This is a genomic window from Iamia sp. SCSIO 61187 (assembly GCF_019443745.1).
Classification (GTDB): Bacteria; Actinomycetota; Acidimicrobiia; order Acidimicrobiales; family Iamiaceae; genus Iamia.
Map to the genome: position 1 here is coordinate 3,271,539 of NZ_CP050948.1, position 22,227 is coordinate 3,293,765.

Below are 22,227 nucleotides of genomic sequence, written 5' to 3' on the forward strand. Positions count from 1 at the left end.
GTCACCCTTCGCTGAGCCGACGGCCCAGGCGCTTGCCGACCACGGCGACGGCGGCCAGGGCCTGGGCGTAGTCCATCCGGGTCGGGCCGAGGACACCGACCGTGCCCACCGCCTCCCCCTCGATCTCGTAGGGGGCGACCACGATCGAGCACTCGGCCAGCGTGGTCATCCCGGTCTCGGACCCGATGGCCACCTGGAGGCCCCGGTCGAGGACGTCGCGCAGCAGGCTCACCACGACCAGCTGCTGCTCGAGCAGGCCGAGCACCTCGCGCACCTGCTCGACGGCCTCGAAGGCGCCGGCCATGCGGTCGGTACCCCCGACGTAGAGGTGGTCACCGTCGGGGTCGTGGGCCTGGCGGGCCGCGTCGACGAGGGCGGCGGCCGACTCCGGGGTCCCCTCCGGCGGGGCGGGCAGCGTCGCCAGGGCGTCGAGGTGGTGCCCGACGAGGTGGGTGGCCAGGTGGGCCGTGGCCCGGGCCAGGTCCTCGTCGGACGGCTCGACCCGGTCGCCGCCGAGGTCGACGGTGGCCTTCTCGACGGCCCCGTTCGAGAGCACGACGACGAGCAGGGCCATGCGGGCGGTCAGCCCGACGAGCTGGACCGACCGCACGACGGCCGTCTCGTGGGGCGGCCCGGTGATGACGGCGGCGGTGCCGGTGAGCCCCGACAGGAGGCGGGAGGTGTCGGCCAGCATCCGCTCCAGCTCGCCGTGGGTCCGATCGAAGAACGCCTTGACCTGCTGGGCGCTGGCCTTGTCGAGGGTCGGCCGGGTGGCCAGGTGGTCGACGTAGTAGCGGTAGCCGGCCTGCGTCGGGATGCGCCCCGCGCTGGTGTGGGGCTGGGCGAGGAACCCCTCCTGCTCGAGGCTCGCCATCTCGTTGCGGACCGTCGCTGAGGAGACGGCGACACCGGGGGCGGACGCGACGTGACCCGAACCCACCGGCAGGGCCGTGTGGATGTACTCCTCCACCACGGCCCGCAAGATCGTCGCCTTGCGTTCGTCGAGCATCTTGGCACTCGATCCTACCGAGTGCTGACGCATCCCCTGCCAGACCGTCGTCCGGGTGTCAGGGGGTCAGACACCATCCGACCGTCAGGGGCCGGGTTCGACCTCTTCGGCGCCGGTCGGAAGGTATCTGACCCCGACGCTCGACGACCGCCGGACCGCATGGTGATCACGACCGGCCCGTCGCTGCTCTCCAGCGGCGGAGCGCCTCATCCCACGTCCGCCGACCCCACCCGCCGCCCTGAGGGCGGCGGTCGGCGGACGCCCTCACGCGCGACCGGTGGCCGCACGCCAGCGGCGGAGCGCCTCATCCCTCTCCATGGCATGGTCCACGATGGGGCGGGGGTAGTCGGGGGCGGTGGCGGCGAACAGGTCGCCGTCGAGGCGGGTCGGGTCGTGGATCGCCTTCCCCGGCACGTCGGCCAGCTCGGGGACCCAGCGGCGGATGTAGGTCCCGTCGGGGTCGAACCGCTCCGACTGGGCGACGGGGTTGAAGACCCGGAAGTACGGCGCCGCGTCGGTCCCCGTCCCGGCGACCCACTGCCAGCCGTGCTGGTTGGACGCCAGGTCCCCGTCGACGAGGTGCTCCATGAAGAAGCGGGCGCCCCGGGTCCAGTCGATGTGGAGATCCTTGACCAGGTAGGACGCCACGATCATGCGCACCCGGTTGTGCACCCAGCCCGCCCCCACGAGCTGGCGCATCCCGGCGTCGACGATGGGGACGCCGGTCCGGCCCTCGCACCACGCCGCCAGGCGGGCGTCGGCCTCGGGGCCGGTGTCGAGCTCCATGCCGGCCATGCGCTCGTCGAGCCCCTGGCGGGCGGACTGCGGCTCGTGGAGCAGGACGTCGGCGTAGAAGTCGCGCCAGGCCAGCTCGGTGGCGAACGTCTCGGGCCCGGCGCCCCGGCCGAGGCGGGCGAGGGCCTGGCGGGGGTGCACGCAGCCCCACTTCAGGTAGGGCGACAGCCGAGACGTCCCGTCCGCCCCCGGGCGGTCTCGGTCGTCGGCGTAGCGCCGGACGTCGCCGTCGAGGAACGCGGCCAGCCGACGTCGACCCGCCGCCTCCCCGGGCGTCGGCAGGTCGGCCGTGACCGCCGGCGCCTCAGGGAGCCCGTCGGAGCGGACGCCCTCGACCCACCGGACCCCGCGGGGGGCGTCGACCGGCTCGTCCCACCCGTGGGCCCGCCAGGCCCGGGAGAAGGGGGTGAAGACCTTGAACGGCGTCCCGCCCTTGGTGCGGAGGGTGCCCGGCGAAACGGCGTAGGGCGTGCCCACGGTCTGCAGGTCGACGTCGTCCTCGCGCAGCGCGGCCCGGACGGCGTCGTCGCGCCGGGTGCCGTACGGGCCGGCGTCGTCGGCGCAGCACACGACCTCGGCCCCGACCTCGCGGGCGACGTCCCGGACGGCTCGCTCGGGCTCGTCCCGCCGCACCACCAGGGCGCCACCGGTCCGGTCGTGCAGCTCGGCCAGGCACCCGGCCAGGAACCACCGACGGTTGGCCCCCGACGGCTCCCGTAGGTGGGCGTCGTCCACGAACAGGGCGACGACCCGGTCGGCCCGGGCCGCCTCGACCAACGCCGGGTTGTCGGCCATCCGCAGGTCCCGCCGGAACCACATCACCGCCGTGCTCACGCTGCTCACCGCGGCCGACCCTGCCCCGGCCGTCGGTCCCTACCCTCCCCGGCGTGGGACGGGACTGGGTGGCGTGGCACGAGGCCTACGAGGACGACGACCACCCGCTGCGGGACCGGCTGGCGGCGGTGGTCGAGCTGGTCGGGGAGGCGGTCGCGGGCGCTCGCGACGGACCGGTGCGGCTGGCCTCGCTGTGCGCCGGCGACGGGCGGGACGTGGCCACCGCGCTGGTGGACCACCCCCGCCGGGCCGACGTCACCGCCCGGCTCGTGGAGCTCGACCCGGCCCTGGCCGACGCCGCCCGCCGGGGCCTGGCCGCCGCCGGGGTGGCCGGCACCGTCGTCACCGGCGACGCCGGCGACAGCGCCGCCCTGGCCGACATCGTGCCCGTGGACGTCCTGCTCCTGTGCGGCGTCTTCGGCAACGTCAGCGACGCCGACGTCGAGCGGACGATCGCCGCCGTCCCGTCGCTCTGCCGGGCCGGTGCCACCGTGATCTGGACGCGCCACCGTCGCCCGCCCGACCTGACCCCCGCCATCCGACGGTGGTTCGACGCCGCCGGGTGCCGCCGCATCGCCCTCCGCACCGGCGGGGACGTCGGCGTGCGGGCCTGGACCGTGGGCGCCGAGCTGGTGGGCGTGCCGACGAGCGACTTCCAGCCCGCCCCCCTGTTCCGCTTCCGCGAGGACCTCCGGTAGCCCGTCGCTACGGTGGCGGGTGACGTGAAGCCGACGAGGGTGTCCCGTACCGGCCGGTGCGAAGACGGGGCTCAGGAGGCGTCATGTCCTGGTTCCTGCTCGTCATCGCCGGCCTGCTCGAGGTGGCCTGGGCGTCCACCCTCCCGGCCACCGAGGGCCTGACCCGGCCGGCGCCCACGGCCCTCTTCCTCGGGCTCCTCGGCGCCAGCATGCTCACCCTGGCCAAGGCCAGCGAGGAGATCCCGCTGGGGACCGCCTACGGGGTCTGGGTCGGGATCGGCGCGGTGGGCGCCGCGGTGGTGGGCATCGCCGTCCACGGGGACCCGGCGACGCCGGCCCGCATCGCCTGCCTCGCCCTCCTGGCGGCGGCCATCGTGGGGCTGAAGGTCACCAGCGCCTAGCGCGGCGACCTCGAGGACGCGATGGGCCCGGCACATCGCGTCGGTTCACCCTGTCGTCGACTCGTCGGCGAGGCCGGCCCAGAAGCGGGTCAGGGCCTCAGCCCCGGCCTCGGGGGCGCTCAGCGGCCAGAAGTGGGTGCCGCCCTCGATCACGGCGAAGTCGGCGCCGACGTCACCGGCGATCCGCTGGGAGGAGGCCACGTTGCCGAAGGCGTCGCCCTCGGCGACCAGGACCAGGCCGGGGACGGGCGACGGGCCGTCGGCGGCCCACACGGTGCCGATCTCGGTCGCCGAGCGGTAGAGGCGGAGGATCGAGTCGACCATCACGTCGTCGACGGCGGCGACCATCGCCGGGGCGTCGGCCTCGGGCACCCCGGTGGCGGCCATCGCCGCGGCGGCGTCGGGTGGCGAGGCGAGCAGGCCGTCGAAGAACGCCTCCCCCTCCTCGGGCGTCTGCCAGAGCTTGGCGAAGTCGTGCCACTCGAAGGCGGGGTCGATGGCGCCGGGGGCGTCGCTCACCCAGCTGCGCAACCCCGCCGGCGCGTAGGTCGCGATGCGGGCCACGAGGATGCCGCCCCAGTCGTGGCCGACGATGTCCACGGGCTCGTCGGCGGCCCTGATCTGGTCGAGGAGCCAGTCGAGGTAGGCCTCCATCGAGCCGTCGTGGCCCTCGGGCCGCGGGGTCCCGAACCCGGGGAGCGGGAGCGCCGTGCTGTCCCGGTCGATCAGGCCCCGGACCCGGTCCCAGATGGCCGCGGTCTCCGGCACGCCGTGCACGAACAACGTCGTCATGCCGGCGGTTCTAGTGCCACCTACGCTCCGCCGCATGGTCACCCAGGAGCGCAAGCTCGTCACCGAGATCCCGGGTCCGCGGTCGGCCGAGCTGCTGGCCCGACGCAAGGCGGCGGTGCCCCAGGGCGTGGGCACGGTGCTGCCCGTCTTCGTCGAGCGGGCCGAGGGCGCGGTGCTCGTCGACGTCGACGGCAACCAGCTGATCGACATGGGGTCGGGGATCGCCGTGGTCAGCGTCGGGCACCACGCCCCGGAGGTCGTCGACCGGGCCGCCGCCCAGCTCGACCGGTTCACCCACACCTGCTTCATGGTCACGCCGTACGCCGGCTACGTGGAGGTGGCCGAGGCCCTCAACCGCCTCACCCCCGGCGACCACGAGAAGCGCTCGTGCCTGTTCAGCGCCGGCGCCGAGGCGGTGGAGAACGCGGTGAAGATCGCCCGCCGCCACACCGGCCGGGACTCGGTGGTCGTGTTCGACCACGCCTACCACGGCCGCACCAACCTGACGATGGCCATGACGGCCAAGAACGCCCCGTACAAGGACGGCTTCGGGCCCTTCGCGTCCGACGTCTACCGGGCGCCCATGAGCTACCCGTTCCGCGACCCCGACGGCATGACCGGCGAGGAGGCCGCCACCCGGGCCCTCGCCGTGATCGAGAGCCAGGTCGGCGCCGAGCGCACCGCCTGCGTCGTGATCGAGCCCATCCAGGGCGAGGGCGGCTTCGTCGACCCCGCCCCCGGCTTCCTGCCCGCCCTGGTCGAGTGGTGCCGCGAGCACGGCGTCGTGCTTGTGGCCGACGAGATCCAGACCGGCTTCGGCCGCACCGGTGACATGTTCGCCTCCGACCACGAGGGCGTCGTCCCCGACATCGTCACCACGGCCAAGGCCCTCGCCGGGGGACTGCCCCTCGCCGGCGTCACCGGCCGGGCCGAGATCATGGACGCCGTCACCCCCGGAGGGCTGGGCGGCACCTACGGCGGCAACCCGGTGGCGTGCGCCGCCGCCCTCGGCGCCATCGAGATCATCGAGCGCGACGACCTGGCGGCCCGGGCCCGGTCGATCGGCGACGTCCTGCTGCCGGGCCTGCGCTCGCTGCAGGCCGCGCACCCCCGGATCGGCGACGTCCGAGGGCGGGGGGCCATGGTCGCCATCGAGCTGGTGGAGCCCGGCACCGTCACGCCCGACCCCGTCGAGGCCGGGCGCATCAGCGCCGCCTGCCACGCCGCCGGCGTCGTCACCCTCACCTGCGGCACGTGGGGCAACGTCGTGCGCCTGCTGCCCCCGCTCACCATCGACGACGACCTGCTGGCCGACGCCCTCGGCGTCCTCGCCGACGCCATCGAGTCGCGCTGACCCCCGGCGCGCCACGGATGGTGCCAGGCACCTTCCGTGCGCACGGAAGGTGCCTGGCACCATCCGTGCGCTCTCCCGCAGGGCGGGTCAGGCGAGGGCGGCGGCCCGGCGGGCGACCGACGCCATCTCGGCGACGACCGGGTCGTCGACCTCGCCGGCCAGCTCGTCCAGGCGGTCGGCCACCTCGGCGAGGGTGGCGGGCGAGGGCTCGGGGCTCCGGAGGGCCTCGGCCAGATCCGCGACCGCGGTCACGACCTGCGTGGCCTCGGGGGCATCGTCGTCCCGCGGCACGTCGAGGGGCGTCGTCGTGACCCGCTCGTCACCGCCCGACGGATCGTCCCACCGGAGCTCGACCGAGCCGAGGGCCACGTCGCCGGTCACGCCCGGGGCGGGCTCGACCTCGTAGAGGGCGACCACGCGGTGCCCGGCACCGAGGTCACCGGCGTCGGTGTCGTCCTCGGCGAAGTCCTCGTCGGCGATGTCGCGGTTCTCGTACCCGATGAGCCGGTAGCGGGCGACGGTGGCCGGGTCGAAGGTGATCTGGGCCCGAGCGTCCTCGGCCACCGTGACCAGCGTGGTGGTGAGCTCGTCGCCGAAGAGGCGCTGGGCCTCGTCGATGGTGTCGACGTAGGCGTAGAACCCGTCGCCCCGGTCGGCGATCTGCTCCATGAGCGTGTCGTTGAACCCGTCGAGGCCGAAGCCGACGGTCACCAGCCTCACGCCCCGGTCGGCGTCGTCGCGGATCAGGTCGACCAGCGACCCCGGGCCCGTCTCGCCCACGTTGGCCACCCCGTCGGAGAGCAGCACGACGCGGGTGAGGCTCTCCTCGTCGGTGACGAGGTCCTCGGCCGTCGCGTAGCCGAGCCGCAGTCCGCCCTCGAGGTTGGTCGACCCCTCGGCCGCGAGCGAGTCGATGGCCTCGACGATCGTCCCCGCGTCGTCGACCGGGGTGGGCGGCAGCGTCGGCTCGGCCTCGTCGTCGAAGGTGACGATCGAGACGGTGTCGGTGTCCCGGAGGTTCTCGACCAGGAGCTCGAGCGAGTCCCTGACCAGCCCGATCTTGCGCTCCTCGTCCATCGAGCCCGACGTGTCGACCACGAACACGAGGTTGACGTCGGGGCGCTCGTCGTCGGCGATCTCGGGCGCCGCCACGCCGAGGCGGAGGAGCAGCCGTTCCCCGACCCGGCCCCCCTCGGCGGTGACGCCGAGGCCCTCCTCGGGGGCCTCGTCGACGTCGCTCAGGGCGTTGACCAGCTCCTCGGTGCGCACCGCCTCCGGCGGCGGGAGGGTGCCGTCGGAGACGAAGCGGCGGGTCACGGTCCACGACCCGGTGTCGACGTCGAGCCCGAAGGTGCTCAGCGGGTCGTCGGTCGGCGCCGTCCACGGGTTGGTCCCGTTCTCGGCGAAGGTGTTGGGGTCGACGGCCGGGTCGGGCGGGAGGGCATCGGCGCCCTCCTCGGCGCCGCCGCCGGCGCTCGAGCTGACGTCTCGGACATCACCGCCGGTGGCGTCGTCGGAGCCGCCGGTGCAGCCGGCGACGAGGGCGACCACGAGGGCCAGGGCGAGGGCGGCGGGGATCGGTCGGGTGCGCATGGCCGGTCCGACGACCGCCCCCGGTGCGCGGTTCCCCACCGCGCCGGGGCCCCCACCCCTGGATCGCCGGACGAGTCACCGCCGCTGGGGGTCGCGCTCCTCCATGCCCCACGGTGCGTCGTGCGCCTCGAGGAGGTCGAGGAACGGGACGCTGTCGAAGGCCTCGGGGCCGAGGACGCCGACGCCGCGCCACGTCCCGGCGGCGAGCAGCTCGAGAGCGATGATCGGGTTCACCGCCGTCTGCCACACGACGCACTGGACGCCGTCGCGGGCCATGGACCACTCGTTGTCGACGACGTGGTGGAGGTAGACCTCGCGGCGCTGGCCGTCCTTGCCGGTGCCGGTGACCCACAGGCCGGCGCAGGTGGCGCCGCGCATGCGGTCGCCGAGGGTGGCGGGGTCGGGCAGGCAGGCGGCGACCACGTCGCGAGGGCTGACGTCGGCCGGGCCGTCGGGGGTGCTCACCCGCACCGGGTCGGTCGCGTCCAGCCCGACGAGGTGCAGCGTCCGCAGCACGTTGATGAAGTCCGCCCCGAGCCCGTACTTGAAGGTGACCCGCTTGGCGTCGACCTCGCGGGGCATGAGCACGACCTCCTCGTGCTCGACGTTGACGCACTCGACCGGGCCGATGCCGCCGGGGAAGTCGAACACCTCGGGCTCGCTGAAGGGCTCGGTGGTGAAGAACCCGCGGTCGCGCTCCCAGACGAGCGGCGGGTTGAGGCACTCCTCGATGGTCGTCCAGATCGAGAACGAGGGGGCGAACTCGTAGCCCTCGACCACCAGGTTCGACCCGTCCCGGGTGCCCAGCTCGTCGATGTCGGAGAAGAGGTGGTCGGCGGCGTAGCGGGCGAAGACGTCGCTGAGGCCGGGCTCGACCCCGATGCCGACGAGGGCGAGCCGGCCGGCCCCCTCCCACGCGTCGTTCCGGGCGAACTGCTCGTCGCCCAGCATCACGCCCGGGACCTCGTAGGGGCGGTCGGGGTCGCGCTGCGACAGGCTCATGGCCATGTCGAGGTAGTCGGCGCCGGCGGCGAGGGCGCCCTCGAAGACGGGCATGACGAAGCGGGGGTCGACGGCGTTGAGCACGTGGGTGATCCCGTGCTCCCGACAGAGGTCGGTGACGCCCTCGGCCGAGGAGGCGTCGACCCGTGCCGAGGTGAAGCGTTCGTCGGACAGGCGATCGACGGCGGCCACGGCGCGGGCCTCGTCCTGGTCGGCCACGACGATCTCCGCGAAGAAGTCCCGGCGGGCGGCGATGGCGGCGGCGGCGGTCCCCACGCCTCCCGCCCCGACGATGAGGATGCGCATGGCGGGACACTACGGCGGCCCGCGCCACGGATGGTGCCTGGCACCATCCGTGTGGGCGTCAGTCGAGGCTGGCCATGACGTGCTTGAGGCGGGTGTAGTCGTCGAAGCCGTAGCGGCTCAGGTCCTTGCCGTAGCCGGAGTGGCCGAAGCCGCCGTGGGGCATCTCGGCGACCAACGGGATGTGGGTGTTGATCCACACGCAGCCGAAGTCGAGGCGGCGGGAGACGCGCAGGGCTCGGCCCACGTCTCGGGTCCACACGCTCGAGGCCAGGCCGTACTCGACGCCGTTGGCCCAGGCGACGGCCTCGTCCTCGTCGGCGACCCGCTGCACGGTGATGACCGGGCCGAACACCTCGTTCTGGATGATCTCGTCGTCCTGGTGCAGCCCCGAGACCACGGTGGGCTGGACGTAGAAGCCCCCGCCCAGCCCGTCGACGCGGGAGCCCCCGGCGTCGATCGAGGCGTGGTCGGGCAGGCGCTCCAGGAAGCCGGTGACCCGGTCGAGCTGGGCCTGGCTGTTGACCGGGCCCATGAAGGCGTCCTCGTCGTGCGGGAGACCGACCTTGGCGTCGCGGGCCTGGTCGGCCAGGGCACCGAGGAAGTCGTCGTGCAGCCGCGGCGTGACCAGGACCCGGGTGGCGGCGGTGCAGTCCTGGCCGGCGTTGAAGTACCCGGCCTCGGCGATGCCGGCGGCGGCGGCCTCCAGGTCGGCGTCGTCGAACACGATGACCGGCGCCTTGCCCCCCAGCTCGAGGTGGACCCGCTTGAGGTCGTCGGCCGCGCTGCGGGCGACCTCCATGCCGGCCCGGACCGACCCGGTGATGGCGACCATGTCGGCCTCGCGGTGCGACACCACCGCCCGTCCCGTGTCGCGGTCGCCGGTCACGACGTTGAGGACGCCCGGCGGTAGGAACTCGGCCGCGATCTCGGCCAGGCGGAGGGTCGTCTCGGGCGTGGTGTCCGACGGCTTGAGCACGACGGCGTTGCCGGCGGCGAGGGCCGGGGCGATCTTCCAGACCGCCATCATCATCGGGTAGTTCCACGGCGCCACCTGGCCGACCACGCCGACCGGCTCCCGGCGGAGCCACGACGTGTAGCCCTCCATGTACTCACCCGCGGCGACGCCCTCCATGGTCCGGGCGGCACCGGCGAAGAACCGGAGCTGGTCGACCATCGGCGGGATCTCCTCCGACGCGGTCAGGGCGTGGGGCTTGCCCGTGTTCTCCGCCTCCAGCTGCACCAGGTCGTCGGCGGCGGCCTCGACCGCGTCGGCGATCCTCAGCAGGGCCAGCTGACGGGTCGACGGGGTGGCGTCTCGCCACCCCGGGAACGCCTCGCGGGCGGCGGCGTAGGCGGCGTCGACGTCGGCCTCCGACGACACCGGCGCCGACGCCACCGCCTCACCGGTGGACGGGTCGACGATGTCGGAGCGGCTGTCGGTGCGGGGCTCGACCTCCGCACCCCCCACGAAGTTCCTGAGCTCTCGCATGGCGTGAAACTACTGCCGGCGCGAGCCTGCGGTGATGGGAGACCTGCAGGTCATCGGGACCGGGTTCGGCCGCACCGGGACCCTGTCGCTCAAGCGGGCCCTCGACCGGCTCGGCTTCGGTCCGACGTACCACATGCAGGAGGCGCTGCGGCGGCCGAGCCACCTGCGCGCCTGGCGCGAGTACTCCCGCACCGGCGTCATCGACTGGGACGAGGTCCTCGGCCCGTACCGCTCGACGGTGGACTACCCCACCTGCCTGGCCTGGCGGGAGCTGGCCGACCGGTACCCGGGGGCCAAGATCGTCCACACCGTCCGCGACGCCGAACGCTGGTGGGAGAGCACGGCGACGACCATCTACCAGGGCCGCACCGTCCTCCCCCACTGGTTCCGCGGCCTCTACGGACCCGCCGGCGACTACGGCGAGGTGAACGAGCGGCTGCTGTGGCAGGGCCTCTTCGGCGGCCGCTTCGAGGACCGCGACCACGCCATCGCCGTCTACCGGCGCCACACCGCCGAGGTCGCCAACGGGCTCGACCCCGAACGCCTGCTGATCTTCGAGGTCGCCGACGGGTGGGCGCCGCTGTGCCGCTTCCTCGGGGTGCCCGAGCCCGACGAACCGTTCCCCCACGTCAACGACGCCGCCTGGATGCGGCGGCGCATCACCGCCGTCCGCTACGGCACGCGCGCCCTCCCGGTGGCCGCCGCCGGCGTCGGCCTGGTCGGGTCCCGCCTGGTCAGTCGTCGAGGCGGAGGGCGCTGACGAAGGCCTCCTGGGGGACCTCGACCCGACCGATCGACTTCATCTTCTTCTTGCCCTCCTTCTGCTTCTCGATCAGCTTGCGCTTCCGGGTGATGTCGCCGCCGTAGCACTTGGCCAGCACGTCCTTGCGCTTGGCCTTCACCGTCTGGCGGGCGATGATCCGCCCGCCGACGGCGGCCTGGATGGGCACGTCGAAGAGCTGGCGGGGGATGAGCTCCTTGAGCTTCTCGCACATGCGCCGGCCGTAGTCCTCGGCCTTGTCGCGGTGCACGATCATGCTGAAGGCGTCGACCGGCTGGCTGTTGAGCAGGACGTCGACCTTCACCAGGGCGGAGATGCCGTAGCCCTCGGGCTCGTAGTCGAGGCTGGCGTAGCCCTGGGTGCGGCTCTTCATCTGGTCGAAGAAGTCGGTGACGACCTCGGCCAGCGGCATGCGGTACTTGAGCTCGACCCGCTCGGGCGACAGGTACTCCAGCTTCTGCATCTCGCCCCGCCGGTTCTGGCACAGCTCCATCAGCGTGCCCGTGTAGTCCGTGGGGGTGAGGAGGCTCACGTTGAGCCACGGCTCCTCGATGGCCTCCACCTCGACCATCGGCGGCATCTCCGACGGGTTGTCGATCTCGACGACGGTCCCCTTCGAGGTGTGCACGAGGTACTCCACCGACGGCGCGGTGGCGATCAGGCTGAGGTCGAACTCGCGCTCGAGGCGCTCGCGGACGATCTCCATGTGGAGCAGGCCGAGGAACCCGCAGCGGAAGCCGAAGCCCAGGGCGCCGGAGCTCTCGGGCTCGTAGGTGAAGCTCGAGTCGTTGAGCCGGAGGCGCTCGAGCGCCTCGCGCAGGTCGGGGAACTCGTCGCCGTCGATCGGGTACAGCCCGCAGAACACCATGGGCTTGGGGTCGCGGTAGCCCTCGAGCGGCTCGGTCGCGGGCTTGACGGCGTCGGTGACGGTCTCACCGGAGCGGGCGGCGCCGACGTCCTTGATGCCGGCGATGAGGTAGCCGGTCTCGCCCGGGCCGAGGGCCTCGACGGGCTGGTGGTCGGGGCTCCGGACGCCGATCTCGTCGGCCCCGTGGGTGGCACCGGCCTGCATGAAGCGGACCTTCTGGCCGCTGCGGAGGGTGCCGTCCATGACCCGGACCGAGCTGACCACGCCGCGGTAGGCGTCGAAGTGGCTGTCGAAGATCAGGGCCCGCAGCGGGTCGTCGGGGTCGCCCACCGGGGCGGGGATGCGCTCGAGCACGGCGTCGAGCAGCTCCTCGACGCCCTCGCCGGTCTTGGCGCTGATGCGGAGCACCTCCTCGGCGGCGATGCCGAGCACGTTCTCGATCTCCATGGCGCACCGGTCGGGGTCGGCGGCGGGCAGGTCGATCTTGTTCATGCAGGCGACGATCTCGAGGTCGTTCTCGAGGGCCAGGTAGCAGTTGGCCAGGGTCTGGGCCTCGATGCCCTGGGCCGCGTCGACGAGGAGGATGACGCCCTCGCACGCGGCGAGGGACCGGCTGACCTCGTAGCCGAAGTCGACGTGCCCGGGGGTGTCGATGAGGTTGATCACGTGGTCGCGCCACGGGATCCGCACCGACTGGAGCTTGATGGTGATGCCCCGCTCGCGCTCGAGGTCCATGGAGTCGAGGTACTGGGCCCGCATGTCGCGGGCGCTGACGATGCCGCTCTTCTCGAGCACCCGGTCCGACAGCGTGGTCTTCCCGTGGTCGATGTGGGCGATGATCGAGATGTTGCGGAGGCGGTCGAGGTCCATGGGCGGTCGGTCGATCCTACTGGCCGCCCCCCGCCGCTCCCGCAGCCGGATCCGCTGGTCGCGGTGACGCTCCGCCCCACCCGCATGTGACGGCGGTGGGGTCCCGCCGGTAGGATCTCCCGGTTCCAAGTTCGAGTACCGACCTCAGTGGTGAGGACAGCCTGCCGTGGCCAACATCAAGAGCCAGATCAAGCGCAACCGTCAGAACGAGAAGCGCCGCCTGCGCAACAAGGCCGTGCGCTCCGACATGCGCACGCGCACCAAGGCGGCGGTCGCCACGGCCGAGGCCGGCGGCGAGGAGGCGGCCGAGGCGCTGCGCATCGCCCTCAAGAAGATCGACAAGGCTGCTGCCAAGGGCGTGATCCACAAGAACCAGGCCGCCCGACGCAAGTCGCGCCTGGTCAAGCGGACCGCCGCCGCCGCCGAGGCCTGATCCTCACTGGTTCGGGCGCCCGGCGACGGGGAGGCGCTCGGCCCGTCCGAGCCTCCGCCCGGACCTCGCCAGCCAGGACACCGGTGGACGACAGGACACGGCTCAGCTACCAGGCCGCGCTCATGGCCATGTCGGCCTGGGTGCTCGGGACCCTGCTCCTCGGGGTCTCGTTCCGCGTCGTCGGCCTGGGCGGCATCGCCGTGCTGCTCGTGACCCTGGTAGCGGTGCGCCTGGTCGACCTGGGCGACGAGTAGCGGGTCGGCCATGAAGGCCTTCCCGATCCGTTCTGTCGCGGCCAGCGGTCACCCGTGAGCGCTCAGCGCGACAGAACGATCGGTGGTGCCGTGGCTAGCGCCGCCGGGCCGCCCGCGCCGTGGCCGCCAGTCGGGCCACCAGGACCTCGAGCACCAGCTCGCCGGGCCAGGCCTGGGCGCCCTTGAGGGCCAGGTCGGCCTCGGCCAGCAGGCCGATCACCCGGCGGATGCCGGGCGACCCGAGGGTGCGGGACACGTCGAGGGCCTTGCGGGCGGGGAACGTGGACCCCCGCAGCCCGAGGACCTGGGCCGCCTCCTTCTCGGAGCGGGCTCCGGCCCCGTCGAGGCGCAGCACCCGGGCGTAGTGGCCCTGGAGGGTCGCCATCACCTGGAGCTCGTGGCGCCCGCCGCCGTGCAGCATCCGGTGCAGCCGGTCGAGGGCGACGTCGGCCTGGCCCTTGTCGATGGCGTCGGTCAGCTCCCACGGTGGGACGCCACCGGCCTCGCCCAGCCAGGGCCGGACCTCGTCGACGCCCAAGGCGGCGCCGGGACCGTGCACGCCGACGAGCCGCTCGGCCAGCTCGACCACGGCCCCGGCGCCCTCACCGAGCTGCTGGGCCACGAGCGTGGCGGCGGCCCGGTCGAGGCGCAGGTCGTGGGCCTTCATCTGGGCCGTGACCCACGCCTCGCGGTTCTTGGCCGGCGGGTCGGCGTCGACGACCTCGGCCCCCGCGGCCTTGAGGGCCTTGGTGAGCGTCGGGGGCACGTTGCCCAGCCGGGTCCCGGGCTCGGGGCTGCGCTCCCACACCAGGACCAGGTCGGTGGTGTCGAGCGGGTCGGCCAGGTAGCCCAGCAGGGGCTTGAGGGCGTCGGCGTTGGGGAACCGACCCAGGTGCCGGGCCAACACGATGCGGCGGTCGGTGAGGAACGGCAGCGTGCTGGCCCCGTCGACCACCGCCTCGAGCTGGTAGTCGGGGCCGGTGTGCTCGTCGACGAGCAGGCCCCGGTCGCCGTCGCCCACGAGCGTGTCGACCAGACCGGTGACCAGCTCCTCGCGGAGGACGTCGTCGGCCCCCTTGACCAGGCGGATCGACCCCATCAGACCCGATCCCCCTGGCCGTGCTCGGCCGCCGACGGTCCTGTCGGCCGGTGGGCCTGGATGGCGCGGATCACCGTGGCCGCCCGGCGGGCCGGGCGGCTGTCGTCGACGGGCCCGCCGTCGATGGCGGCCAGGGCGGCGGCGATGGCGACGTCGGCCCGCGCGCCCGGCGCGCCGCCGTCGGCGGCGGCGGGCGGCGGGACGGCATCGGGCACGGTCGAGGACAGTACCCGGCGCCCGGGGTGCCCTCCCCCGCGTCACCGGACCCGGGCGACGGCGGCCCGCTCGCCGTCGGTGGCGACCGACAGGCGCCCGAGCCGGGTGGTGCCCGGGGGGTCGCGGCCCATCCACCACACCCGCCGGACCCGGGCGCGGTGGCGGGCGGCCCGCTCCTCGTCGCCCGCCGTCGGGGCCGGGCCGAGCACGAGCAGGTCGACCCGGGTGACGCCGGCCCGGCGCAGCCCCTCGAGCACGGCGGTGGGTCCGGTGCCCGGAGCGACGACGACGACGGTGGCCCCCGCCCGCCACACCTCGACGCCGGGGACGGGCTCGACGTGCGGGGGCGGGTGCCGGAGGGCGATCGCCGGCGCAGCCAGGGCGGCCGCGGCCACGACGGCGGCGACGAGGCGGGCCGGCCCGGGTCGGGACCAGCGACCGGCGACCACCGCCAGGCCGGCGGCGAGGGCCAGCACCGCCACCTCGACCCCGCCCAGCAGGCCCAGCGGGGCGCTGGCCGCACCGCGGGCGACGGCGGACAGCCACCCCAGGGCCAGACGGGTCGGCAGGTGGAGCACGGCGTCGAGGGGGGCGGGCGCCAGCCCGGCGACGAACCCGGCGGGCAGGCCCCACGTCATGACCACGGCCGCCGACGGCGCGGCCAGGACGTTGGCGACCAGACCGGCGACGGGCACGCCGTCGAAGCTGGCCACCACCAACGGCGCCACGCCGAGCTGGGCTGCGGCCGTCACCGCGACCGGGAGGACGATGGCCGGTGGACCGGGGACGACGGCGGCGAGGCGGGGTCCGATCACCAGGATCCCGAGCGTCGCCGCCACCGACAGGTGGAACCCGACCGACCCGACCAGGAGCGGGTCGACCAGGAGGCACCCGGCCACCGCCAGGCCCAGGAGCTGGAGCCCGGGGGTGGGACGACCGCGAGCGGCGGCGACGGCGGCGCCGCCGGCCATGGCCACGGCCCGCAGCACCGACGGCTCGCCCCTCGTCAGCACGACGAAGAGGCCCAGCAGCCCGGCCACGGCGAGGACCCGCCACCCGATCGTCAGGCGCCGGAGGGCGGGCCCGGCCAGGGCCAGGACGAAGGCCACGTTCTGGCCGGACACGGCCAGGAGGTGGGACAGCCCCGAGCCCCGGAAGTCGTCGGTCAGCGTCGGCGGCTGGTCGCGGTCGTCGCCCAGGACGAGGCCGAGGTAGAGCGATCGGCGATCGTCGCCCATGTGCTCGGCCCCGGCGGCCAGCACCCGCCGGACCCGGTTGGCCACCCGCCAGGGAGGTGCGGCCTCGGCGCCCGGCGCGGCGCGGGACACCTCGACGGCACCGGAGACGTGGCGGACCCGCAGCCACGGGGCGTCGGCCGGCGGTGGTCCCAGCCGACCGGCGACCCGGACCCGCTCGCCGGCCAGCCGGACCGCCACCACGTCGGCGGCGGGACCGTCGGCCTCGACGAGCACCAGGCGCCCCCGCAGCCGGGCGATGGCCTCGACCCGCCCGAACCGGACCTCGGGGTCGCTGACCAGCGTGACCTCGGCGTCGACCGAGGCCCGGTCGGGTGGGGCCAGCCCGGCCTCGGCCCGGGCCCCGAGCGCGGAGGCGGCGAGGGCGGCGGCGACGACCAGCAGCAGGGGCCGCCGCAGGAGGAGGGCCACGCCCCCGACGGCACCGGGCACCAGCAGCGACAGAGGGTGGGCCACGAGGCACCCACCGGCCACGGCTGCGGCCAGGCCGACGGCGCCGGCCGGGGTGAGGGCCCGCACCGGGCCGGGGGCCTCGGGCACCCCGGTCGCCGGCACCGGGTCGCCGCTGCGGTCCGGCTCGGCGGCGCCCATCACACCGTCACCAGGGGCCGGATCTCGGCCAGCTTGGCCTCGCCGATGCCCCGGACGTCGAGGAGGTCGTCGACCGACGCGAAGCCGCCGTTCTCCTCCCGGAACGCCACGATGGCGGCGGCGATGGCCGGGCCGACACCGGGCAGCTCGTCGAGCTCCTCCTCGCTCGCCGTGTTCAGGTCGATCAGGGCGTCGGGGGCATCGCCGTCGGCTCCCGGCGCCGAGGGATCGGGGCCACCGGGCGGGGCCGCCTCCTCGGGCCCGACGACCGGCGGGGCCTCGCCCTCCCCGATGCGGGGCACGTACACCCGCGCTCCGTCGGCCAGCGGCGCCGCCAGGTTGATCCGGGCCGCGTCGGCGTCGGGCGCCAGCCCGCCTGCGGCCCGGACCAGGTCGTCGACCCGCGCCGTGGGGTCGAGCGTGTAGACGCCCGGGTGCACCACCGCGCCGGCAGCGTGGGCCACCACCTCGGACGGCACCGATGACGTCGACGAGGACGGGACGGGGGCCGACGCGCCGTCGGCGGCGGGCGCCGAGCTCGACGCCATGGGCAGCGTCTCCTCGACCGGGGCGGGGGCGGGGCGCAGCAGCCACACCCCGACCGCCAGCGCCGCCACGGCGGCGACGATCCACGCCAGGGCCCGACCGTCGAGGCCCAGGCGACGGCGCGCCGCCTCGAGCCAGGGCGGCAGCCGGGTGTCGGAGGAGGGCGGGAGCCCGAGGTCGTCGGGTGACGGGCCGAGCCCGTCGGGCTCCAGGTCGGGTGGGGACGAGGGTCCCGGCACGGGCACCTCCGGGCATCGGTCGCCGGGCGCGCCGGCGACGACGGTCTGCACGGGGAAGTGCCACCACTCCGGCGTCCGCCACCGGGTGGGTCGGGGGTCAGTGTAGGCGCCCCCTGCGACAGCGGGGCGGCGTCAGCGGACGACGGGGAGGTCGGGCCGGCGAGCCCGCCACTCGGCCTCGACCTCGAACCCGATGCGCCGGTAGGCCGACCAGTGGGGCCACCCTCGGAGGCGCAGGCGGGCGTAGTCGCCGAGGTACCGGACCAGGAACCCGGCCACCCCCCGCTCGGACCACTGGCGGACGTGCTCGGCCTCGTGGCGCAGCAGCCGGGCGTTGCCGGCTGCCGCCCGGCGGACCGACACGAGCCGGCCCAGGGTGATGGCGGCGGCGCCGGGCGGGACGGGCCCCCCGACCCACAGCCAGTGGCCGTCGGCCCGGCGGATCGCCACGGGGGTCAGAAGAGCTTGGCGGTGAGGGCCTTGCGGTACTGGGCGGTGCGCGGGTCCTCGGGACCGAGGACCTCGAGCAGGTCGATCAGCTCCTGGCGGGCGGCGTCGTCGTCGCCGGCGACCTCGAGCAGGTCGTCGAGGCGGGCGTCGACGCCGTCCTCGTCGTCGGGGACGCCGCCGGTGCGGGCCCGGGCCGCGATCTGACGGCTGGCGGACGACTCGGGGATGCGCTGGAGCAGCTCGAGGGCCTCGTCGGCCCGGTCGTCGTCGACGAACGCCGACGCCAGGGCCAGCGTGACCTCCTCGTTGGCGGGGTCGAGCTCGAGAGCGAGGCGCAGGGACGGGATGTCGCCGAGGGCGAGCAGGCGGGCGACCTCGCCCTCCTCGGCCGTGGGGAGCAGGCCCTGCACGAAGGCCGACACGGCGTCCTTGCCCTGGGCTCCGACGAAGCTGTCGATGACCTTGCCGTTGCGCAGCCCGAACACGGCGGGGATGCCCTGGACCCGGAACGCCTGGGACACCTGCGGGTTCTCGTCGACGTTGACCTTGGCCAGGACGACGTCGCCGTCGTGGGAGTCGACCACGTCCTCGATGATGGGGCCGAGCTGGCGGCACGGGCCGCACCACGGGGCCCACAGGTCGACGACGACGGGGACCTCCTTGGACTTCTCGATGACGTCCTGCATGAAGGTTGCGTCGGTGACGTCGACCATGACGAGCTCCCGGGGGTGGCGAACGGGGTCCACGCTATCGGCGGTCGCCGGCCCCACTAACCTGCTCCCGTGCCTGACCGCCTCGGGGGGAGGGGTCGTCCTCTCGATGCACTGCTGACGGCCGTTGACGACGGCGACGAGCCGGCCGCCCGCGAGACCCTGGCGCGCCACCCCGAGCTGGCCGGCGAACGGCCCCGCGGCGCCTCCCTGGTGCGCCTCGCCGCCTACGCCCACATGCCGGGGCTGGTCGCCGACCTGCTCGGCGCCGAGCCTCCGCTCGACGTGTTCGACGCCGCCGCCCTCGGCCACGTCGACGCCCTCCACGATGCCCTCGACACCCAGCCCCACCGGCGGGACGCGATCGCCGACGACGGGTTCACCCCGCTGCACCTCGCCGCCTTCTTCGGGCACGTCAAGGCCACCGAGCTGCTCCTCAACCGGGGCGCGCCGTGCGACCCGGTCTCGACCAACGACCTCGCCGTCCACCCCATCAACGCCGCCGCCGCCGGATCCCACGAGGTCGTGGTCCACCTCCTGCTCGACCACGGCGCCGACGCCGACGCCACCATGAGCGGCGGCTTCCGCCCCTTGCACGCCGCGTCGCACAACGACCGCCCGGCGATGGTCCGCCTGCTGCTCGAGCGGGGCGCCGACCCCAACGCCCGCAACGACGAGGGCCAGACGCCGGCCGACGTGGCCGTCAGCGACGAGGTGCGGGCGATCTTCGCCGAGCTGTAGCGCCGCCTCTCGCCCTGAGCCCGTCCTCCGGGCGGTCGCCGAGAGCATCGGGCAGACCACCGGGCGGTCACCCGGCACCCCACCTGGTGGCTGTTTGACGCTGCGCTCCTCCGCACGAGCCGCACCCGCTGGGGGTCGTGGCGAGCGCCTCGGCACGCCGACGCAGGTGGATCGGCGCCAGCCCACCGGGTCGCGGCTGCGCGCCGCGGATGCTGCCCCATCGTGGAGAGGCACGGCGGTGCAGGGGGGTCCCGGGTGCCGTGTCGGATCACGCCGAACCCTTGTGGGGCAAGGGTTTGCGTCGGCTTGACTGTCACACCCCCGGCGTAGGGTTCGGGGTATGGAGATGGTGTGCGATCCGACGACGGCCGAGGGGCTCGATGCCCTCGACGCGGCCGTCGACCGGTTGCAGACCGCCGGGGTCACCCCCGTCGATGATGCCGATGCCCGGGCTCTGACCATCCGGTTGGAGAACGTGGCCCGCCGGGTCCAGTCCCTCCAGATCGACCTGGTGTCCGAGATCGACCGCACCGGGGTCCACGCCGCCGACGGCCACGCCTCGGCCAAGGTGATGGTCCGCCATCACGCCAACCTCTCGACCCGGGAGGCGGCCCGGCGGGCCGCGTGTGCCAAGGCGCTGCGGTCGTTGCCGTCGGTGCACCAGGCGTTCGCCGATGGGGCCATCGGTCGCTGCCAGGTCGAACGGATCGCTCGCGCTCATGCCAACCCGCGGGTCCGGGATGCGGTGGAGGCCAACGAGGCCTCCTTCGCCGCCGAAGCCGCCGCCGACGCCTACCGGGTCTTCGATCAGAAGGTCCGGGAGTGGGTGAGCCTCGTCGACGAGGACGGCACCCGCGACCGCGACCAGGCCGCCCACGACAAGCGCGACGCCCGGCTGCACCAGAACTTCGACGGCGGCTGGGAGATCACCGGTCGGTGTGGGTCGTTGGTCGGGGCCGAGCTGTGGTCGATCTTCCAGGCCCAGCTCAAGGCCGAGACCCTCGCTGATTGGGACAAGGCCCGCGCCGAGCACGGCGACGCCGCCACCACCGCCGACCTGCCCCGCACCGACGCCCAGCGCCGCTTCGACGCCCTCGAGGAGATCTTCCGCTCCGCCGCCGCCCACCACGCCACCAGCACCGGCGGGTCCCAGGTGGTGACCAACGTGGTCATCGACCAACCCACCTTCGAACACATCGCCGCCCGCCTCGCCGGCATCGACCCCACCCCCGTCGACGACGCCCGGGCCACCTTCCCCGCTGCGGGGCGGCGGTGCTCCACCCTCGACGGCCACCCCGTCGAGCCCACCGCCGCGGTCGCCGCCGCGTTGATCGGCCACGTCCGGCGGGTGGTCGTCGGGTCCGACTCGGTCGTGATCGACCTCGGCCGCAAGAGCCGGCTCTTCACCGGCCCCGCCGCGTTGGCCGTCAAGCTCTCATCGACCACCTGCTACTGGCCCGGATGCCACGTCCCCGTGACCGACTGCCAGAGCGACCACCTCACCCCCTGGAGCACAGGCCGCACCGGCGAAGGCGGAGGGAGTACCAACCCCCGCAACGGGGGACCCGCCTGCGGGAGGCACAACCGACTCCGCACCCACGGCTACACCACCTGGCGCGACCCCACCGGCACCTGGCACATCACCAGACCCGACGGCACCGAGATCACCTGAACCGACGCGCGCCGGTGCGGCGCGATCGGATCGACCGGCGCCCGCAGCCCGACGAGCGTCTAGACCGGCTCCTCCACCAGGGCGGCCAGGCGGGGACGGGAGCGGGCGATCTCGTCGCGGAGGAGACGGTCGGCAACCGACCCGAACAGGGTGCCGCCGTAGTGGAGGCGCATCGTCAGGCGGGTCCCGTCGCCCACCTCCTCGACGTCGGCGCGCAGGATCCACGGCGAGTGGTGGCGGCCGTCGTGCTCACGGCGCTCGAAGGCGACCCGGTGGGGCGACTCGTGCACGGTCCGCACCATGCGCAGCCGCTTGGCCCGGGCGAGGGGCCCGACCCGAGCACGGAGGTCGATCGACCAGGCCGGACCCTCGTCGTTGGCGTGGGCGGCCGCGGGCTCGGCCCGGCTCACCAGCCCGAGCCACTCGGGGTAGAGGGACAGGTCCTCGATCCAGGTGAAGACGGCGACGGGCGCCGCCCGGGCCTCCATGTCGGCGGTGACGTCCACGGCGGCCAGCATGTCAGGACCGGGGGACGTGGCCGGGATCGTCGCGCTCGGGGACCAGGGCGTGCGGGCGCACGACCGCCAGCACCCCGTCGGTCACCCGGACCCCGGCGGGGAGGGCGGCGACCTCGTTGCTGACCCCCCACGTCGACCCGAACGGCAGCAGGGCAGCATCCAGGGGCCACCGCAGGCCGACGGTGGTGACCCCGGCGACCGCGCCCCCGACGGGGATCAGCGACACCAGCTCGCCGACCCGACCCTCGACCACCACCTCGTCCACGGTCACGGCGACGTGGGCGGGGCCCATCCAGGCCTCCACCCGGCGACCGGGCGCGGCGACGGCGGCGAGGGCCCCCATGGTCGCCAGGGCGTGGTCGAGCCGCCCACCGTGCCCGCCCACCAGCACCAGCCGCTCGGCGGTGCGGGCGGGGGCCGAGGCGAGGGCCAGCTCTACGTCGGTGGCGTCCTTGTCTCGCGGGAGGCGGACGACCTCGCCCCCGCCGTCGGTGACGGCGGCGAGGGTGGCGGGGGCGACCGAGTCCAGGTCGCCGACGAGGACGTCGACGCCGAGCCCCAGCGCCACGGCGTGGTCGGCGCCCGAGTCGGCGGCCACCACCACGTCGGCGTCCGGCAGCACCAGGCCCGGGTGCGGCGGGTCCCCCCCGGTCACCACCAGCACCGTGCGCATGACCCGACGACCCTAGGGGCCGATCCGTAGGCTCGTC

General features: G+C 74.6%; 23 protein-coding genes. 8 read left to right on the forward strand and 15 right to left on the reverse strand.

The window, feature by feature from the left end; all coding sequences use genetic code 11:
• Position 1 precedes the first annotated feature (1 nt).
• On the reverse strand, positions 2–1,009 hold the full coding sequence (gene hrcA / locus HC251_RS15570; protein WP_219941511.1) for a heat-inducible transcriptional repressor HrcA: 1,008 nt from the start codon (positions 1,007–1,009) through the stop codon (positions 2–4).
• A gap of 264 nt (positions 1,010–1,273) precedes the next feature.
• Entirely contained in the window at positions 1,274–2,647 is a 1,374-nt protein-coding gene (locus HC251_RS15575; protein ID WP_255566439.1) for a deoxyribodipyrimidine photo-lyase, read from the reverse strand.
• 44 nt (positions 2,648–2,691) lie between these two features.
• Between HC251_RS15575 and HC251_RS15580 the strand changes: the two genes are divergently transcribed.
• Together HC251_RS15580 and HC251_RS15585 are read left to right on the forward strand one after the other, a co-directional pair.
• A complete protein-coding gene (locus tag HC251_RS15580) occupies positions 2,692–3,336 on the forward strand; it encodes a hypothetical protein (protein WP_219941512.1) in 645 nt (214 codons plus the stop codon).
• A gap of 83 nt (positions 3,337–3,419) precedes the next feature.
• Positions 3,420–3,737, forward strand: coding sequence for a multidrug efflux SMR transporter (locus HC251_RS15585; RefSeq protein WP_219941513.1), 318 nt, complete (start codon positions 3,420–3,422; stop codon positions 3,735–3,737).
• A 45-nt stretch (positions 3,738–3,782) separates the two neighbouring features.
• Here the strand turns inward: HC251_RS15585 and HC251_RS15590 are convergent, their stop codons facing one another.
• The gene (locus tag HC251_RS15590; protein ID WP_219941514.1) at positions 3,783–4,529 is read right to left on the reverse strand and encodes an alpha/beta fold hydrolase; all 747 of its coding nucleotides are present in this window, start codon (positions 4,527–4,529) and stop codon (positions 3,783–3,785) included.
• 34 nt (positions 4,530–4,563) lie between these two features.
• Between HC251_RS15590 and gabT the strand changes: the two genes are divergently transcribed.
• Positions 4,564–5,883 (forward strand): 4-aminobutyrate--2-oxoglutarate transaminase, encoded by a 1,320-nt coding sequence (gabT, locus tag HC251_RS15595; protein WP_219941515.1) that lies wholly within the window; start codon positions 4,564–4,566, stop codon positions 5,881–5,883.
• Positions 5,884–5,970: 87 nt separating this feature from the next.
• Here the strand turns inward: gabT and HC251_RS15600 are convergent, their stop codons facing one another.
• From HC251_RS15600 to HC251_RS15610, 3 genes are all read right to left on the reverse strand, one after another.
• Complete coding sequence (locus tag HC251_RS15600) at positions 5,971–7,476, reverse strand: von Willebrand factor type A domain-containing protein (RefSeq protein WP_219941516.1); 1,506 nt, start codon at positions 7,474–7,476, stop codon at positions 5,971–5,973.
• Between the two features lie 75 nt (positions 7,477–7,551).
• Entirely contained in the window at positions 7,552–8,784 is a 1,233-nt protein-coding gene (locus HC251_RS15605; RefSeq protein ID WP_219941517.1) for a saccharopine dehydrogenase family protein, read from the reverse strand.
• 58 nt (positions 8,785–8,842) lie between these two features.
• Positions 8,843–10,273: a gamma-aminobutyraldehyde dehydrogenase gene (locus tag HC251_RS15610; RefSeq protein WP_219941518.1), complete on the reverse strand. Its 1,431-nt coding sequence runs from the start codon at positions 10,271–10,273 to the stop codon at positions 8,843–8,845.
• Positions 10,274–10,307: 34 nt separating this feature from the next.
• Between HC251_RS15610 and HC251_RS15615 the strand changes: the two genes are divergently transcribed.
• Entirely contained in the window at positions 10,308–11,033 is a 726-nt protein-coding gene (locus HC251_RS15615) for a sulfotransferase family protein (protein WP_219941519.1), read from the forward strand.
• On the opposite strand, the gene lepA is transcribed toward HC251_RS15615, so the two are convergent.
• Positions 11,008–12,792, reverse strand: coding sequence for a translation elongation factor 4 (gene lepA, locus HC251_RS15620; protein WP_219941520.1), 1,785 nt, complete (start codon positions 12,790–12,792; stop codon positions 11,008–11,010). The genes HC251_RS15615 and lepA overlap by 26 nt on opposite strands.
• Before the next feature lie 166 nt (positions 12,793–12,958).
• On the opposite strand from lepA, the gene rpsT reads away from it, so the two are divergent.
• Positions 12,959–13,225: a 30S ribosomal protein S20 gene (gene rpsT / locus HC251_RS15625; protein WP_219941521.1), complete on the forward strand. Its 267-nt coding sequence runs from the start codon at positions 12,959–12,961 to the stop codon at positions 13,223–13,225.
• A gap of 83 nt (positions 13,226–13,308) precedes the next feature.
• On the forward strand, positions 13,309–13,479 hold the full coding sequence (locus HC251_RS15630) for a hypothetical protein (protein WP_219941522.1): 171 nt from the start codon (positions 13,309–13,311) through the stop codon (positions 13,477–13,479).
• A gap of 94 nt (positions 13,480–13,573) precedes the next feature.
• Here the strand turns inward: HC251_RS15630 and holA are convergent, their stop codons facing one another.
• The 6 genes from holA to HC251_RS15660 all read right to left on the reverse strand — a co-directional run bounded on the left by holA (position 13,574) and on the right by HC251_RS15660 (position 18,622).
• Positions 13,574–14,578, reverse strand: a complete 1,005-nt coding sequence (gene holA / locus HC251_RS15635) for a DNA polymerase III subunit delta (RefSeq protein WP_219941523.1) — start codon at positions 14,576–14,578, stop codon at positions 13,574–13,576.
• Complete coding sequence (locus tag HC251_RS15640; protein WP_219941524.1) at positions 14,578–14,793, reverse strand: hypothetical protein; 216 nt, start codon at positions 14,791–14,793, stop codon at positions 14,578–14,580. Before HC251_RS15640 ends, holA begins: the two co-directional genes overlap by 1 nt.
• Before the next feature lie 42 nt (positions 14,794–14,835).
• Complete coding sequence (locus tag HC251_RS15645) at positions 14,836–16,641, reverse strand: ComEC/Rec2 family competence protein (RefSeq protein ID WP_219941525.1); 1,806 nt, start codon at positions 16,639–16,641, stop codon at positions 14,836–14,838.
• Entirely contained in the window at positions 16,641–17,426 is a 786-nt protein-coding gene (locus tag HC251_RS15650) for a helix-hairpin-helix domain-containing protein (RefSeq protein ID WP_219941526.1), read from the reverse strand. The genes HC251_RS15645 and HC251_RS15650 overlap by 1 nt, the downstream gene beginning before the upstream one ends.
• Before the next feature lie 132 nt (positions 17,427–17,558).
• Positions 17,559–17,876 (reverse strand): hypothetical protein, encoded by a 318-nt coding sequence (locus HC251_RS15655; RefSeq protein ID WP_219941527.1) that lies wholly within the window; start codon positions 17,874–17,876, stop codon positions 17,559–17,561.
• Between the two features lie 5 nt (positions 17,877–17,881).
• Complete coding sequence (locus HC251_RS15660; RefSeq protein WP_255566440.1) at positions 17,882–18,622, reverse strand: tetratricopeptide repeat protein; 741 nt, start codon at positions 18,620–18,622, stop codon at positions 17,882–17,884.
• A gap of 36 nt (positions 18,623–18,658) precedes the next feature.
• Between HC251_RS15660 and HC251_RS15665 the strand changes: the two genes are divergently transcribed.
• Positions 18,659–19,327 carry an ankyrin repeat domain-containing protein gene (locus tag HC251_RS15665; RefSeq protein WP_219941528.1) on the forward strand — a complete coding sequence of 223 codons (669 nt, stop codon included), beginning with the start codon at positions 18,659–18,661 and terminating at the stop codon, positions 19,325–19,327.
• A gap of 340 nt (positions 19,328–19,667) precedes the next feature.
• Positions 19,668–20,999, forward strand: coding sequence for an HNH endonuclease signature motif containing protein (locus HC251_RS15670; protein ID WP_219941529.1), 1,332 nt, complete (start codon positions 19,668–19,670; stop codon positions 20,997–20,999).
• Between the two features lie 59 nt (positions 21,000–21,058).
• On the opposite strand, the gene HC251_RS15675 is transcribed toward HC251_RS15670, so the two are convergent.
• Positions 21,059–21,517: an SRPBCC family protein gene (locus tag HC251_RS15675; protein ID WP_219941530.1), complete on the reverse strand. Its 459-nt coding sequence runs from the start codon at positions 21,515–21,517 to the stop codon at positions 21,059–21,061.
• Between the two features lies 1 nt (position 21,518).
• Positions 21,519–22,190 carry a thiamine diphosphokinase gene (locus tag HC251_RS15680; RefSeq protein WP_219941531.1) on the reverse strand — a complete coding sequence of 224 codons (672 nt, stop codon included), beginning with the start codon at positions 22,188–22,190 and terminating at the stop codon, positions 21,519–21,521.
• Positions 22,191–22,227 lie beyond the last annotated feature (37 nt).

Coding starts and splice junctions, on each gene's coding strand:
- hrcA (WP_219941511.1), bottom strand. CDS start 1,009: ATGCTCGACGAACGCAAGGCGACGATCTTGCGGGCCGTGGTGGAGGAG.
- HC251_RS15585 (WP_219941513.1), top strand. CDS start 3,420: ATGTCCTGGTTCCTGCTCGTCATCGCCGGCCTGCTCGAGGTGGCCTGG.
- HC251_RS15590 (WP_219941514.1), bottom strand. CDS start 4,529: ATGACGACGTTGTTCGTGCACGGCGTGCCGGAGACCGCGGCCATCTGG.
- gabT (WP_219941515.1), top strand. CDS start 4,564: ATGGTCACCCAGGAGCGCAAGCTCGTCACCGAGATCCCGGGTCCGCGG.
- HC251_RS15600 (WP_219941516.1), bottom strand. CDS start 7,476: ATGCGCACCCGACCGATCCCCGCCGCCCTCGCCCTGGCCCTCGTGGTC.
- HC251_RS15605 (WP_219941517.1), bottom strand. CDS start 8,784: ATGCGCATCCTCATCGTCGGGGCGGGAGGCGTGGGGACCGCCGCCGCC.
- HC251_RS15610 (WP_219941518.1), bottom strand. CDS start 10,273: ATGCGAGAGCTCAGGAACTTCGTGGGGGGTGCGGAGGTCGAGCCCCGC.
- HC251_RS15615 (WP_219941519.1), top strand. CDS start 10,308: ATGGGAGACCTGCAGGTCATCGGGACCGGGTTCGGCCGCACCGGGACC.
- lepA (WP_219941520.1), bottom strand. CDS start 12,792: ATGGACCTCGACCGCCTCCGCAACATCTCGATCATCGCCCACATCGAC.
- holA (WP_219941523.1), bottom strand. CDS start 14,578: ATGGGGTCGATCCGCCTGGTCAAGGGGGCCGACGACGTCCTCCGCGAG.
- HC251_RS15645 (WP_219941525.1), bottom strand. CDS start 16,641: ATGGGCGCCGCCGAGCCGGACCGCAGCGGCGACCCGGTGCCGGCGACC.
- HC251_RS15670 (WP_219941529.1), top strand. CDS start 19,668: ATGGAGATGGTGTGCGATCCGACGACGGCCGAGGGGCTCGATGCCCTC.
- HC251_RS15675 (WP_219941530.1), bottom strand. CDS start 21,517: ATGCTGGCCGCCGTGGACGTCACCGCCGACATGGAGGCCCGGGCGGCG.
- HC251_RS15680 (WP_219941531.1), bottom strand. CDS start 22,190: ATGCGCACGGTGCTGGTGGTGACCGGGGGGGACCCGCCGCACCCGGGC.